We start from the raw sequence: 23,472 nt of genomic DNA on the forward strand, positions 1-23,472 counted from the left end.
GGGCACTATGAAAATTATACGAATTTACAATAACAATATTATCGCTGCTCTAGATGGAGATAAGGAAGTAATTTTAACTGGAAATGGAATTGGTTTTAAAAAGAAAGCAAATGATGAAGTTGATCCACAAAAGATTGATAAGACATATACATTTGAAGACCAACAGAAAACCCAGTTTCAACAACTTCTGAATCGTACGCCAATCTTGTATTTTCAGATTGCCGAGTCGATTGCCAGTAGAGCAGTGAAACAATTAAACATTGAACTAAGTAATCAGATTCTTATTTCCCTTACTGATCACCTTTGGTATGCAGTAGAAAGAAAAAAGAAGAATCTTCAGATGCCAAATCTGATGCTGAATGAAATCAAAGTATTATATAAAAATGAATATAAAGTTGGATTATGGGCAATTAAACTGATTCAGGCAAACACCCAAATTGAACTTGGAGAGAATGAAGCAAGTTATATTGCAATGCATATTGTGAATGCAACCTTAGGTTCTGGTAAAGAAACGGCTACTAAAATTTTAAGGTTTGTAAAAGATGTACAAACGGTAATTGAAAATACATTTGATATCTCTTTTGATGAAGATGTCCTTGATTTTTCAAGACTGTTAACTCATCTTAAGTTCCTTGCTCAACATATTTTCTCAAACGAAGAAAAAGAACCAATGAATATGGATCAGATGTATTCCTTGTTAATTAGTAATCACGAGCGAATGGAGCGTTGTATTGATAACATCACGGAAATCGTAAATATGAATTATCGTTACCAACTGACCCAGGATGAAAAGGTATATCTGTTGATTCACATCAATAAGATCATGAATAAAAATGAAACTCCAGAAAATAGGTAGATCACTTTTATTACCAATTGCAATCTTTCCAATTGCAGCAATCCTAACTGGGATTGGTACTTCGCTTGAACAAATTGATATTTCTGCCGTTCATTTTTTAGCTATTATTTTAAAAACAACTGGTAAAGTTGTATTAACCTATATGCCAATGACATTTGCTGTTGGGGTTGCTTATGGATTAAGTAAAGACCAAAGTGGATTCAGTGGTTTATGTGGTTTAGTTACTTTTTTAATTATTACAAATCTACTTTCAGTAGAAACAATTCAATCGTATGGTGTTGGTGAAAGTTTTCCAATTGCATCCTTTGAAGAAATCGATAATCAGTTTATTGGAATATTATCTGGAGTATTATCATCCAGTTTATACAATTATTTCCAGTCGAAGAAATTCACTGTATTCAATCGTTATATAACCGTACTTGGTGGAATATTATTAGTTGCTTGTATCACTTCAGCTGTTTTATTCTTTATCTGGCCATGGATTTATGAACTATTAATTTCCTTTGGTAGTTTCATTAGTGGTCTTGGGCCAATCGGTGCTGGAATCTATGCATTCTTCAATCGGCTTTTAATTCCCATTGGAATGCACCATCCACTAAACTCAGTATTCTGGTTTGATGTTATTGGAATCAATGATATCGGTAACTTCTGGGATAGCCAAGGGATTTATGGAGTAACTGGAATGTATCAGGCTGGATTCTTTCCAATTATGATGTTTGGATTACCTGCAGTTGCTATAGCGATGCTGAAAACAGCATATCCGCAAAATAAAGAGAAAGTAAAATCATTCTTATTATCAGCTGCTTTTGCTTCTTTCTTTACTGGTGTGACGGAACCATTGGAGTTTGCTTTTATGTTTATCGCACCTCCACTCTATGCACTCCATGCGCTACTAACTGGAATCTGTGTATTCTTAGCAGCTCAATTCCAATGGATTGCTGGATTTAGTTTTAGTGCAGGATTTGTTGATTATGTATTAAGTTTTAATATGCCATATTCAAAAACACCAATTATGTTGTTTGTCCTTGGTATCATTGTCTTCTTTGTTTATTATTTTACATTCACCTATGTAATTAAGAAATACAATATGCATACACTGGGACGTGAGTTATCAGAAGATACACAAACCTTATCTTCCTCACTAAGTGAAGAAGAAGCAAGGAATATTGCGGAGGTATTGATTGAAGGGTGTGGTGGTATAGAGAATATAAACTATACTGATTGTTGTATTACTCGACTTCGTTTCCGTTTACACAACACTGATTTATTCACTTTCGATAACATCAAAAAAACTGGTGCAATGGAGTACTTACGACTTGGTGATGAAATTCAAATTGTATATGGTCCACAAGCAAGTTACATTATGGAAATGATCGAACGTATTAAGGAAGAATAATTATGAAAATATATGAAATACAAAATAGAACCGATGTTCTTATAGATCAGCTTTATTGGGTATGGAAACATTCAGTAAAAGCAACACATTTATTTCTGTCTGATCAGGAAATAGAAAACATTGCGGAACTAATCCCAACTTACCTAAATAAAACTACGCATTTAATTGTTGCTGAAAACGAACTAAATGAACCGGTTGCCTTTATGGGAATTGATGATAAGAAATTAGAAATGCTTTTTATTGATCCTAATGAAAGAGGCAAAGGTTTAGGAAAAGAATTAATCAATTATGGAATTGCTCATTACGACATTAACGAGTTAGGTGTCAATGAACAAAATGAACAAGCAACTGCTTTTTATAAACATATGGGATTTCAAACCTATAACCGTAGCGAAACTGATGAACAGGGAAATCCTTATCCAATTCTATATATGAAAAAATCAAAATAAAAATGTCGATATTACGCAAATTGTAATATCGACATTTTCTTAATTATGTATTAACTGTTATTTCATTATTACGATAAACATCCATGTCGATTGTGCCTAATGATCGATCAACAGCAATTGCATTCGCCATAGATCCAGAAACATTTAGTAAAGTTCTACCCATATCAATTAGTGGATCGATCGCAAGAATTGGAGATATTGTTGGGAATAAACTTTCCATTCCCATACCTGATAATGCAACAGACGCCGCCATAGTAGCAGTACCTGGAATACCAGCAATTCCTAAAGAACCTAATGTTACTACAATCACTGCCATTATAATAAAGGTAATATCAATTGTAACTCCTGACATATTCGCAACATACACTAGTAGTAATGCTGGAAATACTCCTGCACATCCTTGCATACCTGCAGTCGTACCAAAACTAGCTACAAAACTTGCAGTACTTTGATTAACTCCCATATCTTTTGTGAGCGAATCAATAGTTACTGGCAATACTCCTACACTTGAGCGAGAAGTAAATGCTAATATAAATACACGAAGACCTTTCTTCAGATAATTAATTGGATTAACCCCAAAGACTGTTAATTGTACTAATTGCAATACAAACATAATAACGATTGCAAGATACAATACTAAAATAAACTTACCTACTTCCACAATACTTGATAATCCTCGTAAGGCAATTGTATTTGCAAGTAATGGAACTACTGCATAAGGCATTAGTTTAATAATAGTCATGGTGATACTAATAATAATTTGATGTAAAGCATTGATACCAGCATAGAATGGTTCTATTACTGCTTTGTATTTTTCTCTACCATGCATTCTTCTTGCACCTACACCTAAGAATGCTGCAAAAATAACAATACCAATTACATTCATATTCACCATTGCTTCTACTGGGTTTGATGGAATTAAGTTTGTCAGTGTTGTTACTACTGATGATACTTCTTTTATCTCAGCAGTTCCTTCAACTACACTTACTCCTTCTCCAACTCCAAATAGAATACCTAACGTCAAACCTACTAATGAAGCTATAGCTACCATTGTCATAGTAATAATCAAAGAATTACGCACCAATTTTCCAATCTTGGCACCTTCCTCCATATTAATAATTACATGGATAATCGAAACTAATACAAGAGGTATTACAAGCATCTTAATAAGACTCATAAAACCATTTCCAAATAAACCATACCAAGTAGTTGCTTCATTAACATATGTTACTTGTGATGGATCATCTGGGAATCCAGATAACATCTGAATAAATAGACCTAACGCTAAACCTAATACCATTGCAACCATAACTCTGGCTGAGAATGATATCTTCTTTTTTGTCATATAGAAAACAACACCAAATGTAACTGCTAATATCGCAATTAACAAGACTGTCTGCCATTGACTGATCATTAAAAACTTTTCAAAAAATGATTGATTCATAATATATTTCCCTTTCCTTTTATTAACACAAATATAGCATACTTCATTTTTATTGACCATGAATATGCAATTAGGGAAATTAATTATTTACTAATTTTATTTGATTATTAATATTCTCAATTCTTTTCTATATCCTTACCAAATATATGCTGGCTCCACATTGTCTGTAAATGCTTGATAAATTATATTTTTATCAAATATTTTTAATCCTTTATAAGTTTCATCTTGAACTTCATAATATGGATCAACTATATAATATGACATTATATTTCCATTTTCATCAAGGGTATATCCTGTCAATAAAACCTGGTGATTTGCATTAGGTAATTCAGGATATAGTGTTTGCAAATTTATTGCAATTAGTACAGGATCATTGGAAGCAATATTTGCTTTAATTCTTTCCTCTAACAAACGAAATGCCTCATCGTTCCAGACTCCTACATCTAACGTACATACTCGATACCCCGCTTCTCCATCGCTTGGATGTTCATTATTAAAACGATATTTATTAAGAACTCTTGCTAAATCTACATATTCTGTTCCCGTTATAGATGAAGTATTCATTTCTTGAGCTAACTGAGTTTGACTCATTTCAATTCCATGTAATTTTAAAATCATCTGAACACATGCTGGTACACAGTAATAACCATTTTCCTGAACACTTTGCTCTAAATTGATGATATATTTATTTTCTTTTTCTGCATCTATTGTTACTTCATTTTCTTTATCATTGTTCAAATCTTTAGTATCTTTGCTATCATTTTCAGAATCTTTTTTCACTTCTTCATTCTTATCATTCTTTATATCACTATTCTCATTAGGCTTATCAAAAATACATCCACTAACTAATACTATCAAAAATAGAAAATATACCTTTCGTTTCATAGCAATTACCTCTTCTTTTTTACATACAAATAATCTATTCTATTATGAATTCCCCCTGAAAGATTTCTGAGCTTAATTATATTTATATAATATAATTAAAAACCCAATAAATCAAACTGCTGAAAATATTTACTCTATATTTTTTGTCTAGAATCATCAAAAATATAAATTCATTTTGAAAATAAGTTATAAAAAGATCTCACAACTATTTGTTATGAGAATCTTTTACTTCACCAATAATCCGAACTTCACACTCTAATTCATATCCGGTTTTCGTTTTAACAACTTCTTTTACAATTTCAATTAATTCAATAAATTCACCAAACGATGCCTGATTATGATTAATCACAAATCCTGCATGCTTATCACTCACCATAGCATTCTTGTGTTGAAATCCTTTCAATCCAGATTGTTCAATTAATGCAGATGCATAATTTCCCTCTGGACGTTTAAAGGTACTTCCTGCACTTGGATATTCAAGTGGCTGTTTGGTTTTCCTTCGATTCAACAAATCATCCATGATTTCTTTGATACTTTCTGGTTTACCAATATCTAAAGCAAACTCAGCTTCTAAAACAATATCTTTATTATCGCTAAAGTAACTGTGACGATATGAAAAATTCAACTCATCCTTATACATTGTATGAATTTCTCCATCTTCACTTAAGTAAGTACACTTTAATAATACATCTTTAATTTCTCCACCATAGGCTCCTGCATTCATATATACTGCACCACCAACGGTAGCTGGTATACCATAAGCAAATTCCAAACCAGTTAAACTCTCCTCATAAGCACGAACACATACATCCTTCAACATAGCACCTGCGCTAGCCTTGATATGAGTACCACTTACTTCTATAGTATTCATATTTGTTTTGGTTACAATAATTAATCCATCAAATCCATGATCTGACACTAAAACATTCGATCCATTACCCAACACAAAAAAAGGAATCTGTAACTCCTTTGCAGTCGTTATTAGTTCTTTTATTTCTTCAATATGATAAGGTTCGCTAAAGAATCGTGCTGGTCCACCAATCTGCAAACTGGTATAATCCTTTAAATCCACATATTCTCTTACGTTATATCCTTTGTCTTTCATTACATCTAAAAACGTTTTTCCCATTTCTTCTTTTACCATAATATACACCTCAATTAAAGTATACTTTGAAACAACAAATTCTTCCATAGAAATGCAAGAATTATTTATTATTTTTTCATATCAAAAGGATCATTGAATTACTTCAATAACCCCTTTAGTTTTAAATTAATTCAATTATTTTATTCCTTCTTTTCTTCTCCTTAACAATACAACAAGTCCACTCATCATTAACATAACAATAAATACATTTGTATTTGTAGTATCACCTACTGATACTGAACTATTCGATTGTTTTGGGTTCGCTTTGCTAGGATTAATAATTGTTACATCCTTGCCATCTTTCGTATAGTAAAGTTTCAGCACTAGAGAACCATCTTCCAAAACTACACCATTTAGTAAAGTCCCGTCAACTTCCTTATTAAAAGTATACCCTGAATAATCTTTTGCAGTTGCTGATACATTTACTCCAATTTTTTCTGGTAGCAATTCCGTATCTTGTAATATATATGTTCCATCTGATTGTTCCAAGTAATGCTCCACTTTATAAGTTGTTTCTGTTGGCATTACACTAGGATTTTCTTCCAAAACATAGTATAGACGAAGTACTAAACTTCCATCATGAGCCACAACACCAGTGCTTACAGTTGATGTATGTGCTGCATCATGTTTATGAGTTGTATATGTTTTCGCACTTGCACTTACACTGCTTCCTGCTCTTGCCACATATGCATCACTTGATTCCAGTTGGAATGAACCATCCGTTTGTTCATGATAATGCTCTACGGTATATCCCACATCATCTAATTTATAGTATAGTTTTAATACTAAGGTTCCATCTCCTGCAACCACACCTGATTTAATTGCATCAACATGTGAACTATCTAATCTATAACCTGTATACGTCTTAGCTGTTGCAGTAACTGTTGTTCCTATTAACTCACTAAGATTTTCTGTATCTTGTATTACATACGTTCCATCTGTTTGCTCTACATAATGCTCTACAGTATACGCTGCTTCATCTATCGTATAATACAACTTCAATACTAACGATTCATCTCCTGCGACAACTCCACTTTCCACTGTTCCTTTCACTGTATTATCAAATGTATAGTTTGTATAGACCTTAGCTTTCGCTGTTACTGTATGACCAGTTGTACCTTTTAAACTGTCTGTCTCCTTTAATACATAACTTCCATCCAACTGTTCCAAGTAATGGTCTACCTTATATCCTGTAGTTGTATTTGCTTGATAATATAATTTTAAAGTTAAACTTCCATCTCCTAATACAGTTCCACTTAATTTAGCATCTGCATGTAGTGGGAAAGGAATATATCCTGGATATGATTTTGCAACTGCGATAACAGATTCTCCTGTTGTTCCTGTCAACTCATCAGTTTCTTTTAATTTATATGTTCCATCTGTTTGTTCTAAATAATGCTCCACTTTATAAGCAGTATCTACATTTGCAGACCACTGTGCTACATAAGTAACATCTTCGGTTACTGTAGCGCTTACTGTTGGCAACCATCCTGTAAAGGTATATCCAGCATTGCCTGCGGGTTTTCCATCACTTCCTAAAGCTCCATTATACGCTGGAGTAGCAGTATTGATTACAACATCATTGTGAGTAATAGTAGTAAATGTACCTTGAGTACCTGGATCATATACCACATCATATTTATATTTCACATTGGTCATATAGACTGTCTTACCTTCAGGATCAGTCGAACTAATAGTAAATGCTTCTGATACTACTTTCCCTAACCCTGTATCATAACCATCTGAATTTTGTAAATCATACTCATTACTATAAGCACCCTGTTGCACAAACCGATAAGTCCCATCTCCAATTGCTGTAGTATCTACATATCCGTCAGTATTAGTTGTACTTCCTGACCATACACTGTATTCTTCCCATGTCGTTCCATCGTATCTTTGAAGTTCCATGAAGACACCATTTAACGCCACATTAGTATTATAGTCAGAAAGGTACACTCTTGCTTTACTCGAATCTACTGTGCTCGCAGATCCACTTACTCCTTCTAATGTTCCTTTTCCAGTTAAATTTGTTAGCACATTACCTTTTGTAACGGTTGCTACATTTGTTTGTTGTGAATCAATAACAACTTTATCGTAGCTTTCTTGAAAAGAAACTCTGTATTTAACTATCTTTCCTTCTATTGCATTACCATCACCATATACTTCTGTATAATACTGTTCCAGCAAGGCACGGTCACTTTCACTATAATATCCATTTTTTATTGCAGAATTAGCACTATTTTTAGCAAAATCCGGATCAATATCTGAATATTTAACACCATCTTTTCCTATACTACCAAAATAAATTACTAGTGTTTGAACATCATTTTCACCTTCATAAATCCCCCACTCTAACGGTTCTAAGCTATTCTTAAAATCTTCATAACTTTGTTTTGACTCAGGATATATCTGATTAAATGTAATACCATAAACCCTTACAGCATCACCTGAAGGAAGTCCATCTATTAAGTCAACAGGAACTTGTAAAGTTGCTGAAACAGTAAAACCACCTGCAAATCGACCATTTAATGTGTCTTCGATATACATATCACCTACATCTGTAAATGTTCTTCCATAAGGTTTTTGTATCAATTCATTCAAACTGCTTCCATTTAAATTAAACACCCAACTTATAACAGAATTAGATGTTGTTCCTGCCTGCTTTACATCTTTTCCACTTATCGGAGATAGTGAACTTTGCTTAAACTTGATTTGTTTAATAATATCCCCAAGTTTTACATCCTGTATCCCCCCCAAAACAGTTCCATTATACAGTGCATTATTCCCTGTTATAAAGTTACCTTTGATACTTTGCTTACCTTCTACATTTTCATTTAATTTAACTTCTATTTTATTACCATGAATACGCCATTGACCTAATACAGTGATATCATCATTATCAGTAAAATTTTCCCATTCGGTATTAACTACTGCCCATTCTCCACTTGTCTGATTTTTTGGCATATTTATACTAAAAGTATCACCTTCAAATAATAATCCACCATTTTTAACATTTAAAATCCAATCTATTCTTAATTGATATCTACTATTGGGTATTGCTTCATTTATGTTATTTAATGGATTTTTGTCATCATCTAGTATGTCCCAATCAATTACTTCCACTTGATTAGTATAATCCGTAGTAGATCTAGTAAGTCCGCTACGATCAACTGTTTTAATATTCTCTACAGTTACCATTTTTGTATATTCATGCTTTGTATTAGAACCATCAAAATATGAAACATAAAAGTTATATGTCCCATTCTCCATTACATTGTATTTAAAATCTGTAAGGTCCATAGTGTTACCATCTGGATCCTTAATTGTCTCTACTGTATATTCTTTATGAATACTTGATAAATCTAATGAGATTACTGCATTTGCATTATTTTCACCATAAGTTACTTTTGATTGAATATCAAATTCTTCTGCTGCTGATATTTCTCCATCAAAAAGTGTGACTGCAGTAAATGCAATCAAGACTGCTAACATCCCTTTTATAATCTTTGTGAGTTTTTTTACCTTCATTTTTTACTCTCCTTTTTCCTAACTATTATTTTTGATGCTGAATGATAATTTCTAATTCATTGCCTGCGTAATCACAAATTAGAAATTGATCCATTGTTTTGTTTTCTCTTTTTATAATTAAAATGTGTTCCTGTGAATTATATTCATAATCATTACTTAAGACTCCATCTCGATAAAATAGAATACTATCTATATTTATGTTGGAAGCATCATCAGAAAGATAATAAGTAAATACTCCATCTGCTTGTGTGTAGGTTGCATTAGGGCTGTATATATCAATATTTGATATATATAATATTTTAGTATCCAACTCTTCATTACCTTTTAAGAGTTTTATAAGATATTCTCCATTTTCACTAATTATTGTTGTATCCACACCATTAACAAGAATTTGGTCATAATTATCATTGGTTGTTGTAATGGATAGTTCGATTGCTTCATTGGTCCAATTTGCATTATAATTTATGTCTAGAAATTTGGCTGTTTCTTCTACTGCCACACTTTCTTTTGGTGCTTGTGGAGTTTGGATATCCTCAGTTACAACAGTTTCTGGTTGTTGATTGAAAACAACCACACCTGTAACAACAGAAGCAATAAGCACTCCACCAATTACTAGTTTTTTCAATAATGCCGTCCCTACAAAAGCACCACTCTTTATTACTGCATTATAAATCCTTACACTGTCTTCTGTATTTAAAGTATATTGTTTACTTAATAACTGATATGCATAAGCGATTACTGTTGGTGAAATAATAACTCCAAAATTCTTTGGTGAAATTCCATTACGCTCTAAATCAACACGAAGTTGCTTTCGAATGCTATCCATTCTTGAATTTACTGTTCCTTTTGGAACCTGTAAGACTTCAGCAATCTCTTTTATTTGAAGTCCTTCATAATAACGAAGAAGTCCAACACTTTTCATTGGTTCTCCCATCATTTCTAACGATTCAAATATAATTTCTCTTATTCGTTCATTCTCTAACACTTCCATTGCAGAAACTTGCTTATTATCTTTGAAATCATCTATATCCATTGATTCTCCCAAATCAACAATTCGTTGTTTCTTTCTGCTCTGATTAACACATAACGAGTAGGTTACTCTTTTTATCCATAATGGAAATGTTTTTGGTTCATTTAATTGTTTTAGTTTTCTATATACTAAGATAAAAGTTTCTTGCACAATATCTTTTGCTACTTCTTCATTTCTAAAATACTGATAAGCCACAAAATACACTCTACTATAATAAGCTTTATATATTTGTGAAAATGCCTCCGTATCACCACCTTGTGCCTTTAGAATAATCTCTTCATCAAGTATATTTATTTTTTTCACTCATCACGCCCCGCCTTTCTACTTTCCTTATCCTTTCCATTTCTTGAAACAGTAATTGCAATAAATCATTTCAAGATGCCCAGTTAGTTTTCTTCCTTTAAAAGTATGACGTATCTCAAAAAAAGAAACTTCGAAAGTTTTTTCAGATATTCATATTTTAAGTAATACTCTACTTCATCGTAGTAACATATGTATATTGGTGGTATATAAAACATAATAAAAATTAAATTTCTATGTTATCTGTGATTCATATAGTATTTTAATTTTGAATTCCCTTTACTCTTATTAGTCGTCAATATATTTCATATCGTTCACTTTTTCTAAAGTATTTAATTTCGAAGGGAATTTAGTTCCTATCTAATATAATTCATTGCATTTGTGCATATTATTCTTATCATATAGAATAGATTTATATAAAGGCAAAAGAGCATTGTATAAGAAGCAAACAAACTTAGATAATGATATTCTTTGAATATAAAGGAGGCAGTTATATGCACGCATGGGAAGCAATACAACAGGCAGTAGATTATATTGAAACACATACCTCAGAAGATATTAGCATTGAACAGTTAGCCGATACAGCAGGCTTATCACCTTATTATTTTCAAAGATTATTTAGGAGACTTATTAAAAGAACAGTATTTGAATATATTAAATTAAGAAGATTGGCTCAGGCTACAGAAGCATTAAAAGATAACAGACGTATTTTAGATGTTGCTATAGAATATGGATTTTCAAGTCATGCCAATTTCACTAGAATGTTCAAAGAAACATATGGCATTACACCTGAAGAGTATCGATCAAATATGATACCACTTAATCAAATGAATAAACCTGATTTGCAATTAACATATACTTTAATTGATGAAAATGTACCTTTAATTACAGATGGAATCGTTATTGAAATTACTAGGAAGAAGTTAGATAAAGTAGAAGTCTATCATGGGTTAACAGCACAAATACCAATATCTGAGCAATTACCTGTTGGTGAAGCAACAGGTGTTGATAATCCTTATTTATTATGGGAGCAATTTCATAAAATAAAAACAAAGATAAATGGATATTCGAGTGATGGAATCGAATTAGGTTCATCTACTTTTGGAAATAGCGATAATGGAACTTTCACCTATTTTGTAGGTATAGCTGTTGATGATACTACTCCTCTATCAGATGGATTAACATCTTGGGAATTACCTGCAAGTGAATATATTGTTTGTTCTATTGAAGCAGAAAATAAAATTGAATTAGTAACTTTCGCTCTTGATAAAGCAATGAATTACCTTTTCAGTACATGGTTACCCAAGCATAATCTAGCAACACAACCATTTTCTGCAGAGAAATATTATAAGGTTACTGAGGAGGGAGCATCTATGGAAATATGGGTGATACCTACAACCATAAAGAACAGTCATTAACATATTTAGTTAGAGTATATAGAACTACTGAAAGCACGCGAATGTCGTTTTGACACTCCCTTTCGATATCAAAAAAAGCTGACATTAATTGTGTCAACTTTCATACAATTTATTCATTTTGTTAATTCTTTTTCTTACCTTTTCCTGTAATGATAAGGGTGATATTACTTTTGCTTTATCTTCTAATCCCATAAGAAAATTAACAACCCATGGCATATCACCAGTAATAAATGAAATTGTTTGGTTTTCTAAATCAAAAACAAATTTTTGCGTTCCCATACGATCAACCAGATAAGCTTCATCTACTTTATTATATTTCAAAATTACTTTCATTACATTTTCTTGCTGATCAAGATTAAAATATTGCTTATCAAATAGCAGACGAATATCTTCTATTTGATAATCTTTCACAATAAACTTATCATTTAAGATTTTATACTTTATAATTCGATTTAACTTAAATAAGCGAAATTCATTTACCTCCTCACAATATGCATACATATACCATGCTGAATATTTAAATAGTAATCGGTAAGGTTCAATCTCTCTTTTACTATATCCATCTTTCACCTGATACGTTACTATTATGATATTATGATTCCGTATTGCAGTGCGTAAATTGGAAATATAATCTCGCAGTGGATGATCATCAAACCAAGAAGATAAATCAATTATTGTATCTCCATTATCTATAACTTCTTCTCTGCTTTTCACCGGTAATTTTGCAATCATAGTATTGAGTTCATTAGTTTTATCTACTTCTCTCAAAGCATTTAATCCAACAAGTATGGATTTTAATTCATCTGTAGATAAAAAACTCTTATCTATTTTGTAATCTTCAGAAATTCCTAATCCCCCATCTTTTCCAGAAAAGTGAACAACTGGAACTCCTGCTTCATTCAGTGCTTCAATATCTCGATAAACGGTGCGCTTAGACACTTTGAGTTTTTCAGCCAATTGAACCGCTGTCATTCGTTCATTATGTATTAGCAAATTCATAATCTCAAACATTCTGCTAGACCTCATATTTCCACCTCCTATTTTTTAGTGGATCTACTTATCCCAACTTTCTAACTCTATTTTCATATATACAGGAATATAACCTATTTCATCACATAGTATAGCACGTCCAATTATTTTGTTATTAAAAGTGTAATCAAAAAGAGTTGATTTTTCACTAAAAACCAATTCCATTTATCATTTAGTTATAACTGTACATTCAATTCCCAAATCATTCCGTATTTGTCTTGAACTTTTGTATATTGTGAATTCCAGAATGTTTCATGCGTTCTTATAATGCTCTTTCCTCCAGTATCTAATAGTTGACGTTCAATTTGCATCAATTCATCTACATCTGAAAGTTCCAACCATATAGAAACCTGATTTCCTTTTTGCCATTGTTCCCTTCCATCATCAACTATATCCCCTGCATAAAATATACTTTCACCTAATTTAAAGGTTGAATTAGCAATGTAATTTAAAGAATCTTTATTATTCGTATAGCCAACTTCTTCAAATGTCATTTTTTCTACTATAGTTGCATGAAATACAGATACATATAAATCTAATGCATTTTGACAATTTCCATCAAACAAAAGAAATGGAGTACTACTCTTAATCATATCATTACCTCCTCTATACTTTTATCTTAGCACAAGAAGACAAATATCATTTATTCTACATTGTGGTTTTTTCGAAGTGATGATACTAAAAGTTTTGCCAAGTTAATTAAGATTGGAGGATCTTCTGGTATTGGTGGACGTAGTCTCACTGTATATTCATTTTTAGTGTCATCAGGAAACGATAATTTTTCTTCTACTCTTCCTCTTAAACAATTCTTAAGATTAAAATAGGACAATAATCCATCTGTAGAATTGATTGCACAAACAAGCAAATAATAATCTCCCTTAGGAATATTCTTAAGTTTATTATTTTTATTCCTTTTGGTAACCAAACCAGATATAGGTTTATGATTAGGAATAGGTGTATGAAATAGACCAATAAAGATAATTCCATTCTTTAGATTATCTGGAACTTCTACATCCACATTGCAATAGGATTCACTAATATCTTGAAAATACTCTACCTTATTGTTCTCACTCTCTTCAAATGTTTTAACTGCATTGTATATATAATCCATTTCGTTTTTATATTGTTGAGGGGAACTTCCAGTATACTTTTTAAATACATTAGAAAACGTTCCTGAACTAGAATATCCTACGCTTGTTTGAATATCAATAACACTACCTTTCTCATTAATTAAATCTATTGCTTTGGCAGAACGTAAACTTGATATATACTCATTCAAAGAGAAACCAGTTATCTTTTTAAACTCACTACTAAAATAGTATTTATCATATCTAAAATGTTCTGCTATATCTTCAACTTTCAAATCTAAAAGAAATATATTTTCTTGAATATATTCTAGAATCTGATTAATAATCAATTTCATATAGATAATTCCTTTCATTATTACTATACGTTAAATGTAGAAATCACGCAAAAAAAGAGTCAACCACTATACAGTTAACTCTAATTGAAACTAATTAATTCTTAGGTGTTTCACCTTTTTCTAATAACTCAATTGCTTCTTTGAATTGCGGCAACCATTCTTTCTCTGCTACTAACAATTCGTCTAATGCTTCTTTTGCGCTGTAATATGAATTCACTAATGGATTTGCCACGAGTGCTTCTAGTGCAGCATGATAACTACCAGTAACTGCAGCTTCAACAGCAAGCTTTTCGTATTCTTTAGCAGCATAGATTTTACTCATCATATGTCCTGGAAGTTTAGGGAAACAGATTGGATGAATACCCGATCCATTTACAATCGATGTAGTTGTACAAACACTGTTTGGATCGAAACCTTGGATACATCCCATGCTTGCAACATCCGGACTGAAGATTTCATTTGTGTTATTCCATAAAGCATTGATTAATGTAATCCCTGCTTTTCCATATCCATGTCCTCCTCGAGTATTAGATGCTAATTGGAAACCACGAGGATCTAACTTTTCATATAATTCAAATGTTCTTTCTTCTATTACTTTTACACATTCTGCACGTGTTGCTTCTGCAGGCATTGTTAAATCATCAAGAACATCTCCAACTCGTTCTTGTACTCTTTTAATCATTGCATCCCAGTGATTACCAGAATATGACTGCAAGTCATTGAATGAATTAGGGAAATCATAATAGAACTCTAAATAAGGTCCCATAGGAATATATCCGATAAACTTCTGAAGTTCTGGTGCTACAAACTCTTTTCTTAAAGCTGGTAAATTAACTGCAGCCCAATCAAGTAATTTCTCAAACGCTTCATCAGTAACATCTTCACCTTTATAGAATACTTTACACCAGATAAGGTGATTCAACCCAATTACTTCAACAAATACATCATCTGGATTTTCTGGATTGTATACATCGTTCATTGCATCACGAATAACTGTTGGCCCATTACATAATCCTGCATATTTAACATTTGAATGAAGATTCAAAGCCTCTGCAAGCATTCCTGATGGATTTGCTAGATTCACTAAGTAACAACCTTTTTTTGCATATTTTTCAATTGCATCTGCAATTTCCAACATTGCTGGAATAGTCTTTAATCCCATTACCATACCACCAGGAGCTGTTGTTTCCTGTCCAATCAACCCATGCTTAAATGGTAATGTTTCATCTAGTGTTCTACCTTCCGACATTCCTGGACGAATGGTAGTAATAACATAATCACAGTTTTTTACTGCTTCCCCTAAGTCTTTTGTTAATGTTACTACTGTATCCATACCAGCATCTTTAAACATTTTTTGAACATACTTTCCAGTGCAGTTCAAACGATATTCATCAATATCCATTAGTCGCCATTCAGCCACTTTCATTGTCTCTCTTCTTTCAATTAACATATTTGCGATATCAGGCAGATAAGACGAACCCGATCCAATGTTAGCTAAAATCATTTTTCTTTCACTCATATAATTACCTCCTTGTTTTTAGCTGATAGTGATAAACCTTTTACTTCATCCAACCCACTATCCAAAGTTGTTATATCTTACAGCACATAACTGTTGATATTGTTCTATGCTTCTTCTTTTCCTTTGTACATGAACATAATAAGTCCAAATGTAACTAAGAATGCGATTGCCGATGCAATACATCCATGTATAAAGTTTGATGAAGAACCTCCAACAAATCCCATAACATTCAAGAAATTTGTTGCACCAAATTGATATAGTCCTACATTCATAATTCCTAAATACAATCCTGATAATGCTCCACCAATCATAACTGGTAGGTATAATTTTTTGTTTGGTAAGAAGATTCCAAATAGTGTAGGTTCTGATACCCCACCTAGGAAACTTGCTGCTAAACAAGTCAATCCAAGCTGTTTGTCTTCTGCGGCTTTTGATTTCAATGTAAACCCTGCTGCTACCCCCATAATTAGCCAGTTATTAATAACCATAGCAATTGGCATATAAGCAAATTCCGAACCAGTTGTTAATAGTGTTGTTAAACTGATAAAGAATACTGGTCTTCCTATACCAAATGCTGACATAAACGGAATGAATGCTGCTACTAACATTGTTTCTAGTGGCCCCGCTACATCTCTTAACCATATAATTCCATCTGCAATTATGTTTCCAACATAAGTTCCCAATGGCCCTAATGCACATAAAGCAATTGGTAACATAACAAGAACTGTTAATAATGGTACTAAAATCACTTTCAATGCATTTGGAATAAACTTATTAATAATTTTCTCTACATATGACTGACAAACAACAATCATCATAATCGGAATTACACTTGCGCTATAAGTGACTGCAGCTGCTGGAATTCCATATACTGTATATTCAATTCCTTCTCCCATCAAAGCAACTAAATTCGGATATAGCAAAATAAATGACAACACAAGTGATATATACATATTTGCTTTGAAATGCTTCGATGCAGTCACTGCTATTAATACAGGTAAGAAATATATAATCGCCTGTCCTGCCCAATAAAAGTTTGTATATAAATTCGATTCCTCTGATACAAGATTCAAGAAGTTAGGTCCGATAATCGCCGCGATTACATTTAGCATTCCTAATAATACAAACACAGGTACTAAAGGATTCATACATGCCGAGAATGCATTGATTACTGAATTAAAGATTCCTTTTGGTGATAAATCTCGTTCTTTATCAGAACCATCCAGATCTTCATCAATTCTATTTGTTCTCTCAAGTCCAGCTACTTTAATAATCTCGTTATAAACATCATCAACTGCTGGACCGATAATTACTTGAATTTCTCCAGAAGCTACATGTGTCCCCATAACTCCTTTGACTTTTCCAATTTCTTCTAAATTAGCAAGTCCGTTATCTTTTAAGTTAAATCTAAGTCTTGTTGCACAATGAAAAATGTTAGTAACATTCTCCTTCCCTCCCACTAATTCAAGAACTTGTACTGCAGTTTCTTGATTCTTACTCATTTTCTGTTCCTCCTCTTTTCTCTTAGAAAAATATGATCAATTATATGAGCTCAATATAATTTAAATCCAAAATAAAAACCCCACAGAAAAATAGTAATTTTTCTATGAGGTCATGCCCTATTGGTAACAGTCCTCTTTTGAACATATTCGATTGATATGAATAATCAGATACATCTTTTCTTCATCACTAATCGTCCAATTCTGGTTTTCTTTAAAATACGCTTCAATTTGTAATACACATTCATATACATCAGGATAAGAAGATTTCATTGACTCAAACAATGCTTTATTATCACTTGAGATTTCCATCTTTTCATGCTGACGACTAATCAGATACTGCACATGTGTCGCAAATCTGAAATAATTAAAATCATCTTCATCTATTACTACATTCATCTTCTTACGTATGATATCTGCTAAATCATCAATAATCTGTGATATTCTTACGCTTTTCTGTTCTTGTTCTTTAAAGTGTTCTGCTTCTAGAATATGCATTGCGATGATTGCTGTTTCCTCTTTAGGAAACGTAACTCCTGTCATTTTCTTTATGAGTTTCACTGCTTCCTTACTAATATGAAATTCCTCAGGATGCAAATAATTCATCTCATATGTAATTCCATAATCAATGCTTAATCCTTCTTTTATTCTTTTGGTCGCAAAGTTAATATGGTCTGCCAATGTAAATACCAAATTAGGATTTAATTTAATACTTAAATTTGCCTGAGCATAATCAACTATTTTTGTTGAGCATTTAATAATTACATCTGGTATTTCACTAATTAAATTTATGAACTTATTATCAATATTGTAATAAGTTCTTTCAATCTTTGTAAGATCTGTAAGCTCATAAGGGAACTTTCCAAACCCCAGTCCAGAACCAGCTACAATTACAATCTGTCCAGAACTATCTCTTGCTACTGCATAGTTGTTGTTAATTTTTTTAATGAGTTCCATAAATTTCACTCTCGCTTTATAATTCTCATTCCTGCTTCCACTTTTTTATTTAAATTTTCGATTTGATAAGAACCATTTACCTCATTACTCATAACTACAATTACTGATAAATCAATATCTTGTGATTGCAAGTAATCCATATCAAGTTCAATCAATGGTGTACCAATTTGTACTTTTGTGTTTGGTTTTATTAACTGCTTAAATCCCTGTCCATTTAGTTTAACAGTATCAATTCCAATATGAATCATCACTTCTAATCCATCTTTCATTTTAATACCAACTGCATGTTTACTAGGAAAGATCATTTGAATTTCACCATCACATGTTGATTTGATAATATTTTCGGTTGGTTGAATTAGGAAACCATCTCCCATCATCTTACTTGAGAATACTCCATCACTGCATTTAGTGATAGCTTCACAGTACCCATCAACAGGCGAATAAATATTCATATCAACTTTTTTTGATTTCTTAAACAATTCAAACATACTAGGACCTCCAAATAAAAACTCTCCCGATATATAACACAATAAAACAACTTTATTGGTCATGCCTCGAAAGAGTAACAGTCCATTAACTACACTCATACATTATCATCATCTGAAAGCGCTGTCAACACTTTCATAAAAAAATATTTATAAAATATTCTAACTCAAATTTTATTCTTGTATCTGAATTATAACTCCATCAGGATCTTCCACATGAATAAATTGAGTGTTAGGATTTGGCGAAATTATTTCACCTGGATCAATGTTTTTATCTTTTAAATCCTGAATTGTATTATCAAGATTATCAGTAGTAAACGCTAGAATTACACTTTCTTTACCTACTTCTTTTTTACCCGAATATATTAATTCTATACATATTTCATTATCCAATTCCATAAACGCTATTTGCATTTCACTTCCCATATTTAATCTATCTTTTACTTTTAATCCTAGAACCTTTTCATAAAATTCTACTGACTTTTCAATATCATTTACATAAATAATATCCCATGCTTTTTTCATACATACCTCCATAATATTTATTATTCATCTATGACTACTATACCCACAATACAAGATTTCGTCAATCAAGATTCTCAATAAAAGTTAAAAGTGATATACCCTTTGATTAGGTATATCACTTAGAATTATTTACTTAATTTACTTGCAGCTTCTTTATCTAAAACAACTACTAAATTAGGATGTAATTTTAATACTGAAGAAGGAACATCCGTTGTTACTGGGCCTTCTAATGCTTTTTGAATTATATCTGCCTTATGTTCACCGTTGGCAAATAATACAACTTGTTTTGCACTAAGAACCGTTCTTGGACCAAAGGTAACAGTTGCACCTTCTGGTTTCTTTCCAATCAATTCATGTAATAACTTGAAATTTTTATCTCCTTCTTCCATCATTACCGTATACGTTTCATTTTCAAACTTTGTATACTCAGGAAGATTTCCACAAAAATGTCCATCTGCACCAATTCCTACAAGAATTAAATCAAGACCACCATCATCAGTAATCTTTTGATCATAGTTTTCATAATTTGTTGGATTTAGTTCATGAATGTTTTCTTTTTTAATTGTACAGGGGTGATAGAATTGCTCATTTAGTGAACGCATAGTTAATCCATATTGTTCACCTTCAATACTGATTTCATCAAAGTTATAGAAGTGTACATTATCAAAGTAAGGACGATCTGCCATAAAGTCTTTCAATATCTCATACATTCTGGCAGGTGTACTTCCTGCAGTTAAAGATAAGTTTACTCGCTTATCACTGTACATTTTTGATAATACTAGTTGTGCACTAATTTGACTCATTTCTTCATAGTCACTTGTAATTATTAATTTCATCTTTTATACCTCCACTGTAAACATTTCATTATTTTTATATAACTGTTTCGCACTGCTAATATTCACTTTTTTATAATCATTTGTGTTGGAGACAACTACAATTGTTTTTGGATAATATCCTGCTTTTTCAATTGCATTATAATCATATTCCAAAAGTAAATCTCCTGCATTTACTTTATCTCCATTCTTTACAAGTGATGAGAAATGTTCTCCATCTAATCTCACTGTATCAATTCCAACATGTACCAGTACTTCTACTCCATCTTCGGATTGCAAACCTATTGCATGTTTTGTTGGGAAGATAGCTGATACTACACCATTAAATGGTGCATAAATCTTTCCATTCTTATCGTCGATCACAATACCTTTTCCTAACTTTTCTTCTGCAAAAGAACTGTCAGGAACACTTTTAATATCCTCAACTTCACCTTCAGCAACACTTGCTACTGAAATTGTACTACCAGTTTTTTTACTTACTACTTTTTTTGTAGTAGCTCCATCACTTACATCTGATTCATTCATCCAGAAGAATGTGATTAAGAATGTAACTACCATACCTGCTGCCAGACATAGAATTCCCATTATAAAGTTGTTTGCATATTCACTACTTACAAATGCGGGTAGTGCTGTTGCACCTCCACCTGCCATTGTAAATACTTTTACCATAAATAATACTGATAAGAAACCTGCTACACCTGATCCGATCATTGCTGCATAGAATGGTTTTTTAAGTGGAAGGTTTACTGTATACATCGATGGCTCTGTAATTCCAAGAATTGCTGTAATCCCTACACCAAATGCATTTGATTTCATCTTACCATCTCTTAGTTTTATTCCTGCTGCAATTGATGCAACCCCTTGATTAAGGTTAGAGTACACCATGATTGGCAGAATCATATAGTCATATCCTAATACTGCTAGGTTTTGGAATACTAATGGGAAGGTTCCATAAGCCATACCTGTCATTACTAGTGGAGCAAAGAATGCACATATTAACAGCCCTGCAAGTGGTCCTGCCACTCCAAATAGCCAAGCAAATGCATCTGCGATATAGATTCCAATATAACTTCCTAAAGGTGCTAGGAATGCTAGTGTGATAACACATGTAATTGCAAATGCAAGTGGTCCTGTAATTACCAGCTCAATTGTTACTGGTAAGATTTTCTTTAAAAATCCATATACATATTTCAATACAATAACACCTAATATTGTTGGAATAATTGTATTTGCATAAGAAGCAAAGGGAATCGAAATTCCAAAGAAACTTAAATCTTCAAGTCCTGCGGCTGCCCCAGTTGCAAGAGTAGGGTACATCAGTACAAGCCCAATTGATGCACCTAAATATTCATTTGTTTTTAGTTTTTTAGCTGCTGAGAATCCAACTAATACTGCTAAGAAGTATAATGGAGCATCTCCAATAATATTCAGAATTGTATATACATCACTTGCTGGATCCAACCACTTAGCTGCTTCAAAGATTGCCAGCATCCCTTTGATAAGCCCTGCTGCGGATACTGCAGCAATTGCAGGAATAATTGTAGCTGCTAGAAAGCCTGTAATCTTATCAATAATATTACCACTTTCTTCTTTCTCTTCTTCTTTATCCGCAAAACTATTTCCTGTAATATCAATTAATGCATTGTAGTATTTTTGAACTTCTGGTCCAAAGATGATTTGTAGTTGTCCACCTTTAAATTGAACTTTAATTACATCATCTTCTGCACTTATCTTTTCTTCATCTATAATATCTGTATTCTTTACTGTAATACGTAATCTAGTCATACAATACCCAATAGAAGTAATATTCTCTATACCTCCAACGTATTGTAGAATCCTTGTCATTAATTCTTTCAATTGTTTATCCTTCTTTCTTTTGTAGTAGTCGATTGATATGCAACATCAGATAAATCATGTCATTTTCAGTTACACTCCAACCGTATTTTTCATTTAACGTTTTTACTATTACTTTTACACATTGTGCAGATTCAGGATTTTTAGTAATTAAGAAATTATACAAACCATCAAATTCACCATCATTTGCTAATTCATTTTTGGAATATTTCAAAATAAAGAAACGAAGATGAATTAGAAGTCGACTCATATCATTTGATTTCATATCAAGTGTTCTTCCTGTTTGTTGGGTTATTACATCAATAATCGTGTTTGATATTTCAGTCACCATCATTGCATCATCTAACATCTCACCACCAACATGGCTATTTACGATATGCATGGCAATCATTGCTTCTTCTTCAACTGGCAAGCGAACACCTAATTCTTGTTCAACAATATCCAGTGCTTTTTTAGCTACCTCAACTTCTTTATCATATAGTCGACGAATTTCATTTTCCAATGGACTCTTCATTGCAATACCTTCATTTAATCGTTCGATTGCAAAATTAATGTGATCAGCAATCATAAGCAGTAAGTTTGCACTGAAAGTTCCTCCAATTGTATCTTTAATTTCCTTAATTATTAAATCAGTAACATATACGATCATTGGGTCCATTGTCTTCATAATTTCAGAAAAGTATGAGAAGTCTTTACGACTTAAAAAGTAACATTCTACAACATCTTCTTCATTTACTTTCTCTCCAGATTTCTTTCCATAAACAATACCCTTACCAAAAATGATGAAATCCTTTTGGTTGTCATCAGTAGCTAGTGCTACATTATTATTTAAATTCCTTACGATTGTATATGCCATTTTAGTTCCTCCTAACACGTTACACACCTATGTATATTATGT

Annotated in this window: 20 protein-coding genes; 4 read left to right on the top strand and 16 right to left on the bottom strand. The window is 32.2% G+C overall.

The features are described from left to right. Positions 1 to 7: 7 nt before the first annotated feature. From J2S15_RS16760 to J2S15_RS16770, 3 genes are read left to right on the top strand one after another with little or no spacing between them, the layout of a single operon-like run. Positions 8 to 856, top strand: a complete 849-nt coding sequence (locus J2S15_RS16760) for a PRD domain-containing protein (RefSeq protein ID WP_307410408.1) — start codon at positions 8 to 10, stop codon at positions 854 to 856. Continuing rightward, positions 834 to 2,252, top strand: a complete 1,419-nt coding sequence (locus J2S15_RS16765) for a PTS transporter subunit EIIC (RefSeq protein WP_307410410.1) — start codon at positions 834 to 836, stop codon at positions 2,250 to 2,252. The genes J2S15_RS16760 and J2S15_RS16765 overlap by 23 nt, the downstream gene beginning before the upstream one ends. 2 nt (positions 2,253 to 2,254) lie before the next feature. Then, complete coding sequence (locus tag J2S15_RS16770) at positions 2,255 to 2,701, top strand: acetyltransferase (RefSeq protein ID WP_307410412.1); 447 nt, start codon at positions 2,255 to 2,257, stop codon at positions 2,699 to 2,701. Between the two features lie 43 nt (positions 2,702 to 2,744). Here J2S15_RS16770 and J2S15_RS16775 read toward each other — a convergent pair whose 3' ends face one another. The 5 genes from J2S15_RS16775 to J2S15_RS16795 form a co-directional block, all read right to left on the bottom strand. After that, positions 2,745 to 4,145: a cation:dicarboxylate symporter family transporter gene (locus J2S15_RS16775; RefSeq protein WP_307410414.1), complete on the bottom strand. Its 1,401-nt coding sequence runs from the start codon at positions 4,143 to 4,145 to the stop codon at positions 2,745 to 2,747. Positions 4,146 to 4,280: 135 nt separating this feature from the next. Continuing rightward, positions 4,281 to 5,030: a C39 family peptidase gene (locus J2S15_RS16780; RefSeq protein WP_307410416.1), complete on the bottom strand. Its 750-nt coding sequence runs from the start codon at positions 5,028 to 5,030 to the stop codon at positions 4,281 to 4,283. Between the two features lie 205 nt (positions 5,031 to 5,235). After that, positions 5,236 to 6,174, bottom strand: coding sequence for a UDP-N-acetylmuramate dehydrogenase (murB, locus tag J2S15_RS16785; RefSeq protein WP_307410418.1), 939 nt, complete (start codon positions 6,172 to 6,174; stop codon positions 5,236 to 5,238). Between the two features lie 135 nt (positions 6,175 to 6,309). Further along, positions 6,310 to 9,702: an Ig-like domain-containing protein gene (locus J2S15_RS16790; protein WP_307410420.1), complete on the bottom strand. Its 3,393-nt coding sequence runs from the start codon at positions 9,700 to 9,702 to the stop codon at positions 6,310 to 6,312. 25 nt (positions 9,703 to 9,727) lie between these two features. Then, positions 9,728 to 11,035, bottom strand: a complete 1,308-nt coding sequence (locus J2S15_RS16795) for an RNA polymerase sigma factor (protein WP_307410422.1) — start codon at positions 11,033 to 11,035, stop codon at positions 9,728 to 9,730. 491 nt (positions 11,036 to 11,526) lie between these two features. Between J2S15_RS16795 and J2S15_RS16800 the strand changes: the two genes are divergently transcribed. Next, positions 11,527 to 12,450 carry an AraC family transcriptional regulator gene (locus tag J2S15_RS16800; protein ID WP_307410424.1) on the top strand — a complete coding sequence of 308 codons (924 nt, stop codon included), beginning with the start codon at positions 11,527 to 11,529 and terminating at the stop codon, positions 12,448 to 12,450. 93 nt (positions 12,451 to 12,543) lie between these two features. Here J2S15_RS16800 and J2S15_RS16805 read toward each other — a convergent pair whose 3' ends face one another. From J2S15_RS16805 to J2S15_RS16855, 11 genes are all read right to left on the bottom strand, one after another. Next, positions 12,544 to 13,476, bottom strand: a complete 933-nt coding sequence (locus J2S15_RS16805; protein ID WP_307410426.1) for a helix-turn-helix transcriptional regulator — start codon at positions 13,474 to 13,476, stop codon at positions 12,544 to 12,546. Between the two features lie 179 nt (positions 13,477 to 13,655). Further along, the gene (locus J2S15_RS16810) at positions 13,656 to 14,072 is read right to left on the bottom strand and encodes a VOC family protein (protein WP_307410428.1); all 417 of its coding nucleotides are present in this window, start codon (positions 14,070 to 14,072) and stop codon (positions 13,656 to 13,658) included. A gap of 50 nt (positions 14,073 to 14,122) precedes the next feature. Then, positions 14,123 to 14,902, bottom strand: coding sequence for a helix-turn-helix transcriptional regulator (locus tag J2S15_RS16815; RefSeq protein WP_307410430.1), 780 nt, complete (start codon positions 14,900 to 14,902; stop codon positions 14,123 to 14,125). Between the two features lie 94 nt (positions 14,903 to 14,996). Continuing rightward, the gene (locus tag J2S15_RS16820; RefSeq protein WP_307410432.1) at positions 14,997 to 16,421 is read right to left on the bottom strand and encodes a family 4 glycosyl hydrolase; all 1,425 of its coding nucleotides are present in this window, start codon (positions 16,419 to 16,421) and stop codon (positions 14,997 to 14,999) included. Between the two features lie 104 nt (positions 16,422 to 16,525). Continuing rightward, a complete protein-coding gene (locus J2S15_RS16825) occupies positions 16,526 to 17,923 on the bottom strand; it encodes a PTS transporter subunit EIIC (protein WP_307410434.1) in 1,398 nt (465 codons plus the stop codon). A gap of 117 nt (positions 17,924 to 18,040) precedes the next feature. Then, the gene (locus J2S15_RS16830; RefSeq protein ID WP_307410436.1) at positions 18,041 to 18,877 is read right to left on the bottom strand and encodes a PRD domain-containing protein; all 837 of its coding nucleotides are present in this window, start codon (positions 18,875 to 18,877) and stop codon (positions 18,041 to 18,043) included. Positions 18,878 to 18,882: 5 nt separating this feature from the next. Then, the gene (locus J2S15_RS16835) at positions 18,883 to 19,365 is read right to left on the bottom strand and encodes a PTS sugar transporter subunit IIA (protein WP_307410438.1); all 483 of its coding nucleotides are present in this window, start codon (positions 19,363 to 19,365) and stop codon (positions 18,883 to 18,885) included. Between the two features lie 171 nt (positions 19,366 to 19,536). Next, the gene (locus tag J2S15_RS16840) at positions 19,537 to 19,887 is read right to left on the bottom strand and encodes a VOC family protein (protein WP_307410440.1); all 351 of its coding nucleotides are present in this window, start codon (positions 19,885 to 19,887) and stop codon (positions 19,537 to 19,539) included. A 125-nt stretch (positions 19,888 to 20,012) separates the two neighbouring features. Then, entirely contained in the window at positions 20,013 to 20,723 is a 711-nt protein-coding gene (locus tag J2S15_RS16845; protein ID WP_307410442.1) for a glucosamine-6-phosphate deaminase, read from the bottom strand. A gap of 3 nt (positions 20,724 to 20,726) precedes the next feature. Beyond that, a complete protein-coding gene (locus tag J2S15_RS16850; protein ID WP_307410444.1) occupies positions 20,727 to 22,577 on the bottom strand; it encodes a glucose PTS transporter subunit IIA in 1,851 nt (616 codons plus the stop codon). A gap of 4 nt (positions 22,578 to 22,581) precedes the next feature. Further along, positions 22,582 to 23,430, bottom strand: coding sequence for a PRD domain-containing protein (locus J2S15_RS16855; protein WP_307410446.1), 849 nt, complete (start codon positions 23,428 to 23,430; stop codon positions 22,582 to 22,584). Positions 23,431 to 23,472 lie beyond the last annotated feature (42 nt).

This window comes from Breznakia pachnodae (assembly GCF_030814225.1).
Lineage (GTDB): Bacteria > Bacillota_I > Bacilli_A > Erysipelotrichales > Erysipelotrichaceae > Breznakia > Breznakia pachnodae.